General features: G+C 54.1%; 14 protein-coding genes. 10 read left to right on the top strand and 4 right to left on the bottom strand.

Annotated elements, in window-relative coordinates; translation table 11 throughout:
• The first annotated feature begins 40 nt into the window (after nucleotides 1-40).
• The 7 genes from HOV93_RS02925 (at nucleotide 41) to HOV93_RS02895 (ending at nucleotide 7,155) form a co-directional block, all read left to right on the top strand.
• Nucleotides 41-478, top strand: a complete 438-nt coding sequence (locus tag HOV93_RS02925; protein ID WP_207394930.1) for a VOC family protein — start codon at nucleotides 41-43, stop codon at nucleotides 476-478.
• 125 nt (nucleotides 479-603) lie between these two features.
• Nucleotides 604-1,563 (top strand): DUF1559 domain-containing protein, encoded by a 960-nt coding sequence (locus tag HOV93_RS02920; protein WP_207394929.1) that lies wholly within the window; start codon nucleotides 604-606, stop codon nucleotides 1,561-1,563.
• Between the two features lie 306 nt (nucleotides 1,564-1,869).
• A complete protein-coding gene (locus HOV93_RS02915; protein WP_207394928.1) occupies nucleotides 1,870-2,166 on the top strand; it encodes an Ig-like domain-containing protein in 297 nt (98 codons plus the stop codon).
• A 475-nt stretch (nucleotides 2,167-2,641) separates the two neighbouring features.
• Nucleotides 2,642-3,166: an acetolactate synthase small subunit gene (ilvN, locus tag HOV93_RS02910; RefSeq protein WP_207394927.1), complete on the top strand. Its 525-nt coding sequence runs from the start codon at nucleotides 2,642-2,644 to the stop codon at nucleotides 3,164-3,166.
• A 180-nt stretch (nucleotides 3,167-3,346) separates the two neighbouring features.
• Nucleotides 3,347-4,351: a ketol-acid reductoisomerase gene (gene ilvC / locus HOV93_RS02905; RefSeq protein ID WP_207394926.1), complete on the top strand. Its 1,005-nt coding sequence runs from the start codon at nucleotides 3,347-3,349 to the stop codon at nucleotides 4,349-4,351.
• Nucleotides 4,352-4,592: 241 nt separating this feature from the next.
• Nucleotides 4,593-5,618, top strand: a complete 1,026-nt coding sequence (locus tag HOV93_RS02900) for an SHD1 domain-containing protein (protein WP_207394925.1) — start codon at nucleotides 4,593-4,595, stop codon at nucleotides 5,616-5,618.
• A 904-nt stretch (nucleotides 5,619-6,522) separates the two neighbouring features.
• Nucleotides 6,523-7,155, top strand: coding sequence for a DUF1294 domain-containing protein (locus HOV93_RS02895; protein ID WP_207394924.1), 633 nt, complete (start codon nucleotides 6,523-6,525; stop codon nucleotides 7,153-7,155).
• Nucleotides 7,156-7,441: 286 nt separating this feature from the next.
• Here HOV93_RS02895 and HOV93_RS02890 read toward each other — a convergent pair whose 3' ends face one another.
• Together HOV93_RS02890 and HOV93_RS02885 are read right to left on the bottom strand one after the other, a co-directional pair.
• Nucleotides 7,442-7,858 (bottom strand): DUF4345 family protein, encoded by a 417-nt coding sequence (locus HOV93_RS02890; RefSeq protein WP_207394923.1) that lies wholly within the window; start codon nucleotides 7,856-7,858, stop codon nucleotides 7,442-7,444.
• Nucleotides 7,859-8,005: 147 nt separating this feature from the next.
• Entirely contained in the window at nucleotides 8,006-8,602 is a 597-nt protein-coding gene (locus HOV93_RS02885; RefSeq protein ID WP_207394922.1) for a hypothetical protein, read from the bottom strand.
• A 544-nt stretch (nucleotides 8,603-9,146) separates the two neighbouring features.
• On the opposite strand from HOV93_RS02885, the gene HOV93_RS02880 reads away from it, so the two are divergent.
• From HOV93_RS02880 to HOV93_RS02870, 3 genes are read left to right on the top strand one after another with little or no spacing between them, the layout of a single operon-like run.
• The gene (locus HOV93_RS02880; protein WP_207394921.1) at nucleotides 9,147-10,241 is read left to right on the top strand and encodes an Lpg1974 family pore-forming outer membrane protein; all 1,095 of its coding nucleotides are present in this window, start codon (nucleotides 9,147-9,149) and stop codon (nucleotides 10,239-10,241) included.
• 21 nt (nucleotides 10,242-10,262) lie between these two features.
• Nucleotides 10,263-11,201: an Lpg1974 family pore-forming outer membrane protein gene (locus HOV93_RS02875; RefSeq protein WP_207394920.1), complete on the top strand. Its 939-nt coding sequence runs from the start codon at nucleotides 10,263-10,265 to the stop codon at nucleotides 11,199-11,201.
• Nucleotides 11,177-12,121: an Lpg1974 family pore-forming outer membrane protein gene (locus HOV93_RS02870; protein WP_207394919.1), complete on the top strand. Its 945-nt coding sequence runs from the start codon at nucleotides 11,177-11,179 to the stop codon at nucleotides 12,119-12,121. The genes HOV93_RS02875 and HOV93_RS02870 overlap by 25 nt, the downstream gene beginning before the upstream one ends.
• Before the next feature lie 139 nt (nucleotides 12,122-12,260).
• Here the strand turns inward: HOV93_RS02870 and HOV93_RS02865 are convergent, their stop codons facing one another.
• Both HOV93_RS02865 and HOV93_RS02860 read right to left on the bottom strand, forming a co-directional pair.
• A complete protein-coding gene (locus HOV93_RS02865; RefSeq protein WP_207394918.1) occupies nucleotides 12,261-12,974 on the bottom strand; it encodes a carbonic anhydrase in 714 nt (237 codons plus the stop codon).
• A gap of 194 nt (nucleotides 12,975-13,168) precedes the next feature.
• On the bottom strand, nucleotides 13,169-13,858 hold the full coding sequence (locus HOV93_RS02860; protein ID WP_207394917.1) for a hypothetical protein: 690 nt from the start codon (nucleotides 13,856-13,858) through the stop codon (nucleotides 13,169-13,171).
• Between the last annotated feature and the right edge of the window lie 348 nt (nucleotides 13,859-14,206).

Raw genomic sequence — 14,206 nt, 5'->3', positions numbered from 1 at the left:
ATGCATCGTAGTAAATCTACCTTTGGAAAGTTCCCGCGAGATGACTTCCACCATTGAGACCCTGAGCCCGTTTCACTTGGCAGTTCAAGTTCACGACTTGGCAGCTGCCCGCGAGTTTTACGGCGGCGTGCTGCGTTGTCCTGAGGGACGCAGCGCGAGTACGTGGGTCGACTTCGATTTCTTCGGGCATCAGTTCGTCTGTCATCTGAACGAAAGCAAGTCGGTCGACTCCCTTCACGTCAACGAAGTCGACGGTCACGGCGTTCCCGTTCCTCACTTTGGGATCGTCCTGGACATGAAACGTTGGGAAACGCTTGTCGACCGGCTTCAGGAAGAAGGAATCAAATTTGTAATCGCTCCTTATGTCCGCTTTGCCTGCGAGCCAGGCGAACAAGGGACCATGTTCTTCTACGACCCGTCAGGCAATGCGATTGAGATCAAGGGTTTTACCGATATGAGCCGGTTGTTTGCCCAATGACGTAGGCAGTTCCGTTGGGACCCCGCAGGCTTTCCGCTAAATGCGAGTTATTACTATTTCCATCCCCCACTATGCACATTTAGATCGCTTTCTCTCTTTATTACTGTTTTTAAAATGGATGTGTCATGAAGGAATCTTCTCTAAGCGCCCGGGGTGGCTTCACCCTGGTGGAGCTCTTGGTCGTTATCGCAATTATCGGCGTTCTGATTGCCTTGCTTTTGCCGGCGGTGCAACAAGCCCGAGAGGCCGCTCGGAGGATGCACTGTCAGAACAACTTAAAGCAAATGGGGCTGGCCCTTCACAATCATCACGATACGTTTCGCGAATTCCCGCCGGGGATCATCTATCACAAGTCGTGGAGCTGGGGCACCTTGATTCTCCCTTATTTGGAGCAAGGGACGCTCTACGATCAGCTCAAGGTCGTTAGTGGCGGCACCAACGGCGAATGGGGCCCGTTTGATGTCGATGACACGGACACCTTAGAACTGGCGCGAACCATCTTGTCGGTATATCGCTGCCCTTCTGATACGGTGCCAGACTACAATGATAAATGCGACCGTTCGTACGCGATGCTCCTCGCGTCTTCCAATTATGTAGCCGTTCTAGGAAGCCTCAGTGACCCCACCAATTCGATTGCGGTAGATAAAACGACTGGCGGCAATGGGATGCTTTACTGGGGAAGCAGCCATAACATGGCGTCGGTGGTGGACGGAACCAGCAATACCATGTTGATCTGCGAGCGAGGGTACCGCAATCATAAAGCATCGGTTTGGGCGTCCGTTACCGACAGGGGAACTAAAAACCCGGGAACCTTGAATCGCCACTACACGACGACCGCGGTTGGCTACACGCAGTCCGGTCGCGATCAAAAGATCAACGGCACCTATAGCAATGCCTGCTCGAGCGAACACCCGGGCGGCGCGCAATTCCTGTTTTGTGACGGATCGGTTCACTTCCTCTCGGAAACGACATCCGTTTCCATCGGCGATGAAACCGATGATCCGACGAGTGTCGACTATGTCTGGGCAGGGGTCGTGGATCGTCTCGCGTGCCGAGACGACCTACGGACCGTCACGCTTCCCTAGAATCGTTCCGCTGCAAGCCACGTTCATTCAACCTGTTAGGCAAATCGCCTGACAGGTTGAACGACCGTTGTCATTAGGTTCGACGTTGAATCACGAACGGCCCGTGCCTCAATTCTGTTACCGAACATCGTACGCTCGATGATTCGCAGTGGTTAATGCTTCATTGTCGATTGTTTTTTCGGAATTGCTATGATCACCTATTTTTCACGTGTCCGTTGGTTGTTCGTTGGTGTAGTCAGTCTTGGTTTGACCGGTTGTTGGCAAAACGACGGGCCCGGCCTCTTCCCCGTTTCAGGAGTGGTGACGATGAACGGGGAACCGCTACCGGACGCCATCGTCAGCTTCTACCCGCAAGAGGCTAGGAAGAATCCCTCGATGGGCACGACCGATAGTAACGGGAAGTACGTACTGAGATTTACCAGCGACAAGTCAGGTGCCATCCAGGGCTCTTACGTTGTGCGAATTGCCGCTCGGAAAGATGTCGAGAAGGAAAGACAGGTCCGCAAACCCGTGGTCCCCGCCATGTACAACAAAGACTCCATCTTGCGGGTAGACGTGAAAGGCACGAGCAACACCTTCGATTTCGACCTCATCAAAGAGTAAGTACGATCTGAGGTGAGGACACGAAATGCGGTTGGAACCAGATAACAACGACGGGTGACACTGACAGCGAATGACATTTCCATGTGCCACTGCTGCCCTCAGCAGTGCGAATGCTTGATAGGCTCGATCCAACGCAGCAGGCACATGCTCTTCGGCAGAATATCTTCAATCCGACGTGCCGCTTCACACTGCCGAGGGCGGCAGTAGCACACACTAAAAGCTGCTTACAAAGACATGCCCAGGGCACCCCAGATCGCCTCCGGCAAAACCTCAGCCGAGGGGCCTGAACTTGTCGTAACTTGCGGTGTCTTAACGAGATCGGTCGGCCTCATCTGCTTCAGCAATTTCTGCCCGCGTTAGGGTGGGGTCAAGGGTTGTTTGTTTCGCGTTAATCGGCGGAAAAGGCCTGCCTCTTGTCGGTGCAAGGGGGGCCAACTATCATGCGGGTTTCAATTTACGGTACTGGGAGAAAACAATGCGTCACGTGCTCTCGGCGGTGGTACAGAATGTACCCGGGGTACTCGCCCACATTTCCGGGATGCTCGCCTCTCGCGGATACAATATCGATTCGCTCGCGGTAGGGGAGACCGAGGATCCACATCTTTCGCGGATGACGTTTGTCGTCGTCGGCGATGATCATGTCCTAGAGCAAGTACGCAAGCAGTTGGAAAAGATCGTCACCGTCGTACGCGTGCTGGATGTCAGCTCGCAAGACTTCGTCGAACGCGATCTTATGTTGATCAAGGTGAGCGCCGAACCAGGCGGTACCCGCTCGGAAATCAACGAGCTGGTCGACATCTTCCGCGGCCGCGTCGTCGACGTAAGCCGGCACGAAATGATCATCGAGATCTCTGGTACCGAAAACAAGATCGTCGCATTCATCGACCTGATGCGACCCTACGGAATCTGCGAGCTGGTGAGGACGGGACGAATCGCCATGGTTCGCAGCGGAACATCGTTGGAAGAACAAGTCAACGATCCGCACGCCGTCGAGGCATAAACCTCGCGGCAGTTGGAGGTGTTCAGTTTTCAGTTTTCAGTAAGAAGAGAAACAGGAGCGGCGGTTCCTATTTCGTTTTCTCTTTCCGACTGAGCACTGAAAACTGAACACCGAAAACTCTTCCCCCTAGCAGTTCAAACCGTCCATTTACCCATCCGTTTAGAAACTAGTAACAAACCTATGACCGCCAAAATCTATTACGACAACGATGCTGACCTGTCCGTTTTGAAGGGCAAGACAATTGCTATCCTGGGTTATGGTTCCCAGGGACATGCCCAAGCTCAGAACCTGCGAGACAGCGGTTGCACCGTCATCATTGGCCAGCGTCCCGGTAGTGCCAACTACGACCTGGCCAAGTCGCACGGCTTCGAGCCCATGAGCGCCGCCGACGCGACCAAGAAGGCCGACATCGTCAACATGCTGCTGCCTGACGAAGTACAAGCCGACGTCTACGCCAGCTGCGTCAAGCCGAATCTGCAGCCAGGTAACGTCCTGATGTGCTCGCACGGGTTCAACATCCACTTCAACCAGGTTGCTCCGCCAGAAGGTGTCGACGCGCTGCTGGTTGCCCCTAAGGGTCCAGGCCATCTGGTTCGTAGCGAATACGAAAAGGGCGGCGGCGTCCCAGGCCTGATCGCTTTGGAAGAAGGTGCTTCCGACGAAACGCGTCAAATCGGTTTGGCCTATGCCAAAGGCATCGGTGCCACCCGCGGTGGCGTGATCGAAACGACCTTCGCCGAAGAAACCGAAACCGACCTGTTCGGCGAACAAGTCGTGCTGTGCGGTGGCCTCAGCGAACTGATCAAGGCCGGCTTCGAAACCCTGGTCGAAGCAGGCTACCAGGAAGAAATGGCTTACTTCGAGTGCATGCACGAAGTGAAGCTGATCGTCGACCTGTTCTACGAAGGCGGCCTGAACTACATGCGTTACAGCGTGAGCAACACGGCCGAATTCGGCGACTACTCTACCGGCCCACGCATCATCACGCCTGAAACCAAGGTCGAGATGAAGAAGGTCCTGACCGAGATCCAAGACGGCACGTTTGCCCGCAACTGGATCCTGGAAAACAAAGCCGGCGCTGCTCGCTTCAAAGCCATCCGCCGCCGCGAACGGACCCACCAGGTCGAAGAAGTCGGCAAACGCCTCCGCCGCCTGATGAGCTGGATCGACGCGAAGGAAGTTTGATTTGCTTCGCGGTTGATTGAGGTTGATAATCAAACGGCACCTGGGTTACCTGGGTGCCGTTTTTTTTGTTGTATGAATAAACCACTTGGGTTTCGTAGGCAGGGTAGTGACCCTGCCAGCCGACTTCCCTGTTATTACGCTTTTGAAGCGATAACGAATTTTGAATTGTCCTACACAAGTTCGGCCATCATTGAAGTGAAAGGACAGTCGTGCATAACAATTTGAAATGGGAGAATCCCCTATGACTCGTTTTGTTACCATCCTTACGTTGATCTTGTTGCTGATTCCAACGCTCAATGTGTTTGCGATGGATAAAGATGTGGCAATATCGCTTGCCGTTGTGAAGCAATCGGACAATCGGGTCCAACTGAATGTAGCAACTAATTTGCCGCCTGGAACCAAGTTGATGTTGAGCGTCAACGAAAAGATGGAGAATGGCTTTTTGGGTCAATCAAGCGGTTTTGTTTCGAGCGATGGCAAATTAATTTCTGAAACATTCGGGCCAGAGGACGGACTCAAGGACGGGCGATATATCGCGCAGGTAACAATGCCCATACCGGCTGTTCAAACTGCTGATGTCAAGAGTATTATCGGTGGCAAAGGAGAAAAACTAACAGGTCCGCTCGTAGACAAAGGGCGTTTCGGAATAACCGTCTCGCAGCAAACGGAATTCTTTATCGGAGAAGAACCAGATGTCGCTCAGGCTTCACGGAGAGACAGTGTAATCGCGGCCACTGCAGCGATTAAGAAAAACGTTTGTGTGCTTCTAGAGGAATTGCTGGAATTCAAGGACAAACCCAAATTCAGGGAATTTGGGTTTGGAACAGGCGGACCGTATCACAAATGGCTCAAAAGCGTCGAAGATCTTCGTGACACAACCCCGACAGGACAACATCCAATCCCATTTATCGTACGAACAGCACCAGGTGATTTATTGATGCTGGGGATGAAATACTTGCGTAACAGCGAAACGGACTACACGCGTCAGATGCTCGGCGAACTGAAAGAAACGATCAGTTATTCGCACTATTTAAGTGCTAAGGAGCAGTCAAAAGCAAATGCGATTGTTTTTCGTACTTGGCGGGATTCATCAGGCAAATTCAGTGTTGAGGCGAAGCTTGTTGAAAAGTCAACAACTCACGTCGTGCTTCGAAAGAAAGACGGGGAAACAGTAGAGGTAGCTATCTCCAAACTCAGTGCGGCGGATATTCAGTTTCTTAGTGAGGAACTTTCGCAGTATCTGAAAGAAGATAAGGCAAAGAGATAAAACTCGCCACGGCGGCACGGCCAAGCTGCTCGCCATCTCAAGGTGTGCCACTGCTGCCCTTAGCAGTGCGAATGCTTGATAGGCTCGATCCAATGTAACAAGTACACACTCTTCGACAGATTGCCTTGAAGACTGCTCAATCCGACTTGCCCCTTCACACTGCCGAGGGCGGCAGTGGCATGCCTGAAAAGCATTCGTTAACAGTGCCGCCCGTCGTTTGGGTTGCCGACCTAGATCTTAGTAACCAATATAAGTCTGAGGCAGGTGAGATTCGCGAATTGCGATCCACGGTTTTTCTTTCAGCAGTCGATCTCTTTGTGCCCCAAATTGCGTAGCTCTATGCCATGAATCCACTTAATGACGATCAGACATACTATAAAGATACATGGATCCTAATGCTACGGCATGTGCTTCTATGGCCTGATTCGCATATACACGAATGGCTAAATTCTCGTGGTCTACCACTGCTCACGGCCAAAGACAGTTTCGTATTTCATGAAGAGCCATGGTTCTGGGTGTGTCCGGAGATTACAAAGGCATTTGCATCGCAGGAGCAATATGCAGAAAGGGACCAGGATCTTGAGGCAGCCATCTGGTATGTATTGGCCGATTCTCTTTATGATTGCAAACACCCGGAAAAAATCGACTGGCCTGCTTTAAGGGAGAGATGCCGCACAGCTTGCGATTCAGCTTAAAACGTCGCAACCACCAAGTGGTTGCAACTGGCCATGATCCGGGTGATGGTCAGAAGGCTGGCTAAATAGGACTTCTCAGACAGCTTCTCAGTGCTGTAATGGCGTTCTGCCTGTGCCACACTTTTCATGGCATTGCGGTTGGTTGATGCTGACAAACTTGCGTTCAGTTGGTAATACAATGGTCATTTAATGGACAAGATAGCCCGCAATTGAAAAGTCGTTGTATGCGAACGCAGGGAAAAATTACTCGTTGGGATGATGAACGGGGCTTTGGCTTTATCTCCTGCAATGGAGATGAAGGTTCCGTCTTTGTGCACATCACATCGTTCTCGGGGACCTCGCGGCGGCCGGCAGATGGGGATGTCGTTTACTTTGAAATCGGCAAAGGTAAAAACGGTAAGTCACAGGCCGAGAGAGTGCGTTTCACCGATGAGCCTAAACCACCCAAGCGATCGACAGGTCGGCTTCAGAACAGATTAAGGCCGGTGAATTTTGCTTGGCTGTTCGTGTGCTTCTTGATCGCTTCGGCCTACTTCAACCGAATACCTTGGCTCGTGGTGGGTGCTTACGGGGTGATGAGCGTGGCAACGTTTTTCGTCTACGCCTGGGACAAAGGTTCGGCCCAGCTAGGTAAATGGCGTACGGCCGAATCGACGTTGCATTGGCTGGCGCTCGTCGGTGGCTGGCCCGGCGGCCTGGCAGCCCAACGCCTGTTAAGGCACAAATCGAGCAAGCAACAATTCCTCTCCGTATTTTGGATCATGGTCACCATAAACGTCGTAGCCACTGGCTATCTGGTCTGGATGGGGAAAGCAAGTTTCCTCTATCAAATGACCCATTAGGTTCAGCTGAATGCAACCTAACCAGTGACAGCCCGTGGACGTACGGCTCGCAGCGAAACATCGGAGCCGTCTTCTGAAACACCACGACCAAGCCTTTAAACGAACACATCGCATGCGGGTCGGCACGATTAACGATCGAGGCGTTGCGTTCTGAGCACGGCAAGCGTCAAGACGATGAGTTGCGTAGTTCTCATTGGAGCTGTATTTGGGAGAACATCAAACGTTCGTCGCGTGGCACCGACACTTCGATACTCAACTGACTTACCATTTTTAGAATCAATGGAATTCAGCGCGGCGTTGACGCTTCGGCTGCATGCTCTTGGTCGATCATTTTGATAGTCAACCAGTTCGCTATGAATGCCCAACCGATCTCAAGCCCCGTTACGATCGGCTGAGACGGATCTTCAAATCCAAACCGGATGATTCCCAATAGCCTCGCAAGGCCAGCTGCCAGAAACACAATGAAGAGCATCTTCAACCCCATGTTTATGCGATCGTATGCATTCGATGCCCATACCAAGAATACAGCTAAACCTAACTCAAGACCTCCATAAAACGCGGTCACCTCAACGAGAGTGTTAGGACTGTGATGAGTGAATCCAACAAGCCGCCCCAGAAGTTGCGGGTTGATCAAAAAAATAACTGCATACACCGACAAGATGAATGCACTTACACGTAAAAAAATGACTTGCTTCTTAGGCATATGTATTGCAACTAATTATGGACTATATTTCTTTGTTTCATTGAACGCTTGGCAAAACCGGGTTGCTGCTTCATTTGTAAACGCGGGGTCGGCGGCATGGCGTTCATTCCTTTGTTCTGCCGAGATCTGCCATTCAATTTTACCAATCTAGGAATGGTAAATCACGATTTCATCCGCGTCCGATGCTTCCAGGAAATCTATCATGCCACGAATAGGCGAGAGCCAGCCGAATTCAGCTTCGGTGCGATAAATCTTTAAAAGCCCACAGTCGTCAGTTTCCATTTCGTCACGCTTTCGAAGGTCAATCAGTTCAACGTCGCGCCCGAGACCATTCGGCGACAGTTCCGAAAGCGTTAGTGTGCAGAATCCACGTGGTTGCCCATCGACGCCTCCGAACAGACCACGAATCTTAAAATCCCCGAGATGCCCCTTTAGTTTGTGGCGATCTTCACCCTTGCTTAGGCGAAAACTGTAATCGTAAGCCAAAAGGTCAGCATCGCGTTCGAGGTAATTCAGCGCGGCTCGCGCATGCAATAGAAGATTGCCTCTGCGGCGACGCACATGCGATCCTGCTGGAATCCTCATATTCTGCGCGACGCTAGTGTTCTCGAAAACGCCCAGCGCGTTAATGAATCGACCACCTTCCGGCATGAGCATGCTGGGGCCACCCAAAATCGCAAAGTCGCGATCGGAGAACATTAGATCGTATTCGTCGTTTCCATTGTCAACTTTCAGCGTATTCATTCGACTCGTCGGCGGCAGAACGACCAGCATCACTGGGCCGGTGGTGATGACTCTCCGTGTGAAACTAGCCCGGCCGCCGGCTCCAGTGCAATTTATTGTTCCGCGTTTCTTGTTGCCCCGCAACGATGGGCATGCCCTTAGTCTCAACGAGAAAGCATCCTAATGCCATCCCACTCGTCGATTCCCCACCATGCCCCACTCAAGTCTTCGCAAACGAGGACCGAACTCAAACGCTAGCAATCCCTCTTGCCCCGCAATGCAAATCTCATGTTGATTTACGAGGCCTTTCCTGGCTAATCGGTAAATCATGCTGCAGGAACGCTGTCGCCTTGGCCGACTTTAACGGTTAAGCGAAGTGTAGCGGGCGGGATTCTTTGGTTGCCTCTTAAAGAGGGATGCCAGCATTGCTCGCACTTCTGGCGTGAATCAACTTGCCTGCTAGTGTTTGTCAACGATGCACAACCGGTTCGACAATCTGTTTGAGTACATCCGATGTCTCAGGCAGGCGTTTTCTTGTCGATCGTTTGTTCGCGTCTTTCCGCCGATGTTTTTGCTGTGCGGAATGACCTTCGCTTCGGTCGGGCTGGCGGAAGTAGACCATGCTTACCCTGTCGAAACGCTCGACACGGTGATGATGGATGCCAGCCAGCAGGTCTTCGTGGAAGCCGACTGGCTCGATGCTTCGTCCGCCCCGCGAGCAACACTTACACCGTTTGCCGAGTTGCTGACGCTTAAGCTCACCGAAGGCAGCGCCGAGAACTGGGCCCAAGTGATTACACCCAAGGGGACCGGCAGTTTGGCCGGGACGGCCCAGCTGGTGGATGCTCCCTTCGGATGGAACGCCGGCATTCGTGCAGGCGTGGAACGAGCCTGGCCCGAGCAAGGCAGCGGCGTTCGATTGAGCTACACCTATTTTAGCACCCAGGCCACCAACCACGCGGCCGGCGAAGTCTATTCGGCCTTTCTCGGAAACTTCTTCGCCGACAATCCCGACGGCAGCAGCTTCGGCCCCAAATATCGGAGCGCCGATCTCGACTGGAACGTTCAGTTTCACACCATCGATCTCGAAATCCATCGCACGTTCATGATCAGCCCCGCGCTGACTTTGCGTCCGTTTGTGGGCGTGAAATCGGCAATCATTCGGCAAGATATCGACTCACGCTGGTACAGCCCGATCGATTCGTCTTCGCACGATTACCAGTTCAACTCGGCCGCCGAAACACTCACGCAAGACTTCTGGGGAATCGGGCCATCGATCGGCGTCAACGCGCTCATTCCTCTATCAATGACGCCCACACATTCGCTGCAGGCCTATGTCACGCCGTCGGCAGCTTTGATGTACGGCAACTGGAATTTCAGCGAAGTCTACCGAACTGACGGGCCGACTTCGACGACCATTCCAACTCCCTCGAACATCGAGATCAATTCCGATCCCATCCACGGCGCGGCGACCATGTTGCGGCTGGCGCTGGGTGCTCAGTGGGAGCAGCCAGGCGAGCGGGTGACGACGCGTGTGCGGTTGGGATACGAGGCCCAGGTTTGGTTGAATCAGATGCAGTTTTATTCCTACAACATGGGTCGTTTGAACAATCTCATGTCGCTGCAAGGCGGCGTGCTCGAGGTCGGTTTTAGTTTTTAGTTCCTCCTTAGAAAATCGTTGATGATTCGTACGCTCGTATGTCTGTTCTTCCTTCTTGCCAGCGGGGCTTCGGCTGCCGCCGAGGGAATTACGCCGTTCGCCGAGGCGATCGTGTGGCATGCATCGGCTGAAACTTCGTCGGTTTGGGCGAGCGAAGTTCCGCTGACCGCTCGGGAGTTCGAGGCGACCAACATCGAGTTCGGCTGGAACGCAGGCCTTCGCGCTGGCCTGCAGATTGAGCCGCCGCAGTGGTTGTGGGACGTGCGGTTCACGGTCACGCACTTTTCGACCTCGCAAGATGCGGCCATCGACGACGGCTTGAACCTGGTAATCCCCGAGTTCTTCAGCGGTTTCGTAAGTGGTGACTCGTTCGACTTCACCGCCGCGTCGGTCGATTGGTCGATCAAGTACACAACCTTCGATCTCGACTTCGGACACGATATCGAAGTGTCTGAGACATGCCTCATCCGACCGACGTTCGGCCTCAAGGCGGCCGTCATCGATCAAGATATTCGTTCTCACTGGTCGGACTTCCTGGGAGTCACGGCGGTGGAAAACGTAGACCACGAGTTCTTCGGTTTTGGTCCCAGCGTTGGGCTGGGCGTGCGTTGGGCACCCGGGCAGGGGCATTGCTGCCTGATCGGCGATTTCTCGGGAGCATTGCTGTATGGAGCGTGGAATGTTGAGGACAACTTCCAGCGAACCGATGGGGGCGCTGCTGGGTCGTCGTACGAAGCGTTCTCGACGAGCTTGAACGATTCTAAACTGGGGACGGTGATGTTGCGTTCCTTCTTCGGAGCCGAGTGGAGTTTGCCTTGCCGTATGAAGGTCGTTGGCCGGCTGGGTTACGAGATGCAGTGGTGGGCCAATCAGCAGCGGCTGCTTACTTTCCAGCAATTGCCAATGCATGGCGATTTGACGTTCCAGGGTGGTGTATGCGGTATTGCTGTCTCTTACTAATGTGTTGCCTGGGCTGGGCGGCTCCGGTGCAAGGGGCCGAGTTCTTCGGCGAGTTCTTGTACTGGAAGGCCACCGAACCGGTCGACTGGGTGCTCGACACCAACCGCAATCCGGCCAGCCAATACGTCAACTACGAGTCGACGGTGTACGACTTCGCCCCCGGCTTTCGCCTGGGGATGGCGCTTGATGGTCAGTGGAATACGAACTTGCAGTGGACCCATTTTCATACCCAAACCGAAGAGACCACGAGCGGGCATCTGACGGCCGCGTTTCTCGGTGGTAAGGAATCGCAGCCCCCCACGCCGAAGCTTTACTTCGACACCGGGCAGATCGAAGCGTCGATCGACTACGACGTGATCGACCTCGACTGGAGCAGCCACGTCGACCTGGGCCATGCGCTGCGAATTCGTCCCGTGATCGGCCTGCGTGGCGGCATGATCCGCCAATCGTTTAACACCTCGTTTCAGGCCGACTACGTGATCGGCGGAACAACGTCGACTCGCCAGGTTGTCGAAAAAGCGGAAAGCAATTTCTGGGGAATCGGCCCGAAGGTGGGCATCGATGGCGAGTATGCGTTGGTGTGCTCGCCCCAATGCGAGGTGAGCCTGACCGCGGGCTTCTTTGCGTCGTACTTGCTGGGCGACTGGAGCGTTCCCGATGAAACGCACATCACGCAAACCGACAACGGCGTCACCACCACCACTTCGCAAACCATCCAAGTCGATTCACGCGACTTCGCCTCGCTGGCATTTCAAACGATGGTCGGCATGAACATCCGCCGCGGGCCATGGTCGGGGACGATTGGTTACGAACTAAACGACTGGCTCAACCAATGCCAAATCTTCACCGACGCCACCGGCCCGCAGAATAACGATTTGCTATTGCAAGGGCTTACGGCGCGGGTTGCTTTTGAGTTTTAGAACCGTACCAGGGGCTTCCGCCCCTGGCTATTAACGGTCGCCCCCTTGGGGCTGGCAATGATGGCGCACACTTACGCAAAGCCCATACGCCCAAACAAACTTGGGCGTGGCACCTGGATTCTTTTTGGTGATTGGGCGTTTAGCTGTCGAGGAACTCGACGACGCCGGTCGAGAGGTTGTAGAACGCTCCGACCATCTTCACTTTGCCGCTTTGCACGAACTCGGGCAGGATCGTGCCGGTTTGGCTGAGCTTCTTGGCGTTGTAGACGGCGTTGGCTTTGGTGACGTTGACCAGCTTGTTGCCGGGCTTGCCTTTGACTTCGCGAACGACGGGGCGGATGTAATCGACCATGCCTTCGATGGCGCCAGGGAGGGCATCGTTGTTATCGATGTGGTCGATGGCCGCGCTGCAGGCACCGCACGAGCTGTGGCCCATGACAACCACCGCGCGAGCGCCCAGTTCGGCCACGGCGAATTCGATGCTGCCTAGCAGGATTGGGCCCGAGCCGACCATGTTGCCGGCCACGCGCAGCACGAACAGCCCGCCGATCGGTTGATCGAAGACCATCTCTGGCGGAACGCGTGAATCGGCACAGCCTAGGATGATCGCCGGTGGGGCTTGCCCTTTGGCGTCGCGGGCAAAATCGGCTGGCGTGCGAGGCGAAAGGTGAGTCTTGCCACTGGCAAAACGACGATTGCCGGCAACCAACTCCGCGAGAATATCGTCGGGGCTGCGCGAGTCCGATTCGTTGGCGGCCAACAGCGACGAGGTGGGATAAAGACTGACGGCACCTGCCGCCAAGGCGATATTCTGAACAAAAGTACGTCGCGAAGTTGGGTTGGTATTACCCATAATCCGTGGCCTCGAATGTAGGAAGTGGTTGTTATGTGTCGCTGAAACTTAGCTCGCTCTTGTTCTTCTGGAATGACTTGCATCGGTAATAATGGTGAAAATTGCGTGGTGTAGCTGCTTTCAAGCTACGAAAATGCGGCCACGGAGGCTTATTCAAGCCGTTGTTGCTTTCGTTCGCCCTGTCTGCCGCTGGGTCAGGGCGGTCCGCGATCTTTGGCCTTTCGCGATCGGCGCAACCCATGACGAGTAAGGAACTTCGGGACGCTGTTGGCTGCTTGTGAACTGGGCGGATTTTGGCCGGTCGGCACGCTCACATCCGCGCCGGAATGACTTTCCTCGGCTGGCTTGCGAAGGCCCATCGGTCCTCGTGCAGGGACCTTCTTCGACGGTCTCTGGGGACGCGAAGACGGTACTTTCACGGGTTGGTTTTGTGGTGAAGCGGGTTGCTGCCGCTGTTTGTATTGCTTGCGCAGCCTCTTCAGCCGTTTGGCTTCGGTCCCTTGCAGGCCGAGCAGTTTGAGGTGAAACGAAACCCACGCGAACGCGCGTTCCAATTCGCCGGTTGAAGGGACCCTGATCCCGTCGATTCGCCGAGGCTCACTTCGGGCCGGCACAGGTTGTGTCGGTCGCTTGGGCTGCGGCGGCCGCGTCTTTGGCGACTCTTTCTGCGGGGGTTTCTCCTGGGCAAGCGATTCACCGACAGGCTCTTGCTGCGATGATTGATTGGTCACAACCATCATTCGCCCTACCACCTGGGCCGGCACTTCGACCAGCGTTTCACAGGCCGAGCAAAGGAAGACCTTGCCTGCGCGCACGGCAACCTGCGGAACGTTCTCGCGAGAGAGCGCTCCGTTCTTTTCAGGCTGTACGTGGGTCGATGACATGGTGAAACTCGCTAGGGTGTTGGGCTACATGCGCACATCTGCGTGGGCATGGCTGGGAAAGTTATGAAAAACAAACCATCGAGAAGGTGATGGTCATTGGGGAGAGTCCCCGTGCAAGAGTTAGGTATACCAGCCAGGTGTAGTCTTTTGCTAGTGCTTGCGCAAAATTTTTTTTGGGGGCGAGTTTTCAAGGTTGGATACGCTTGGAATGTGTGATTTAGGAAGAAGTTCAAGCCAGGCCCAAGTGAGCGTGGGCCGAGCACCTGGGCATTTCCATTGGAGGTAAAACAAATCCTCTTCGCACAGGACCCCATGAATCAAAAAATCAACATCGGTGCATAACAGAAG

Source organism: Bremerella alba (assembly GCF_013618625.1).
Classification (GTDB): Bacteria; Planctomycetota; Planctomycetia; order Pirellulales; family Pirellulaceae; genus Bremerella; species Bremerella alba.
This window is presented reverse-complemented; position numbering and strand designations above follow the sequence as displayed.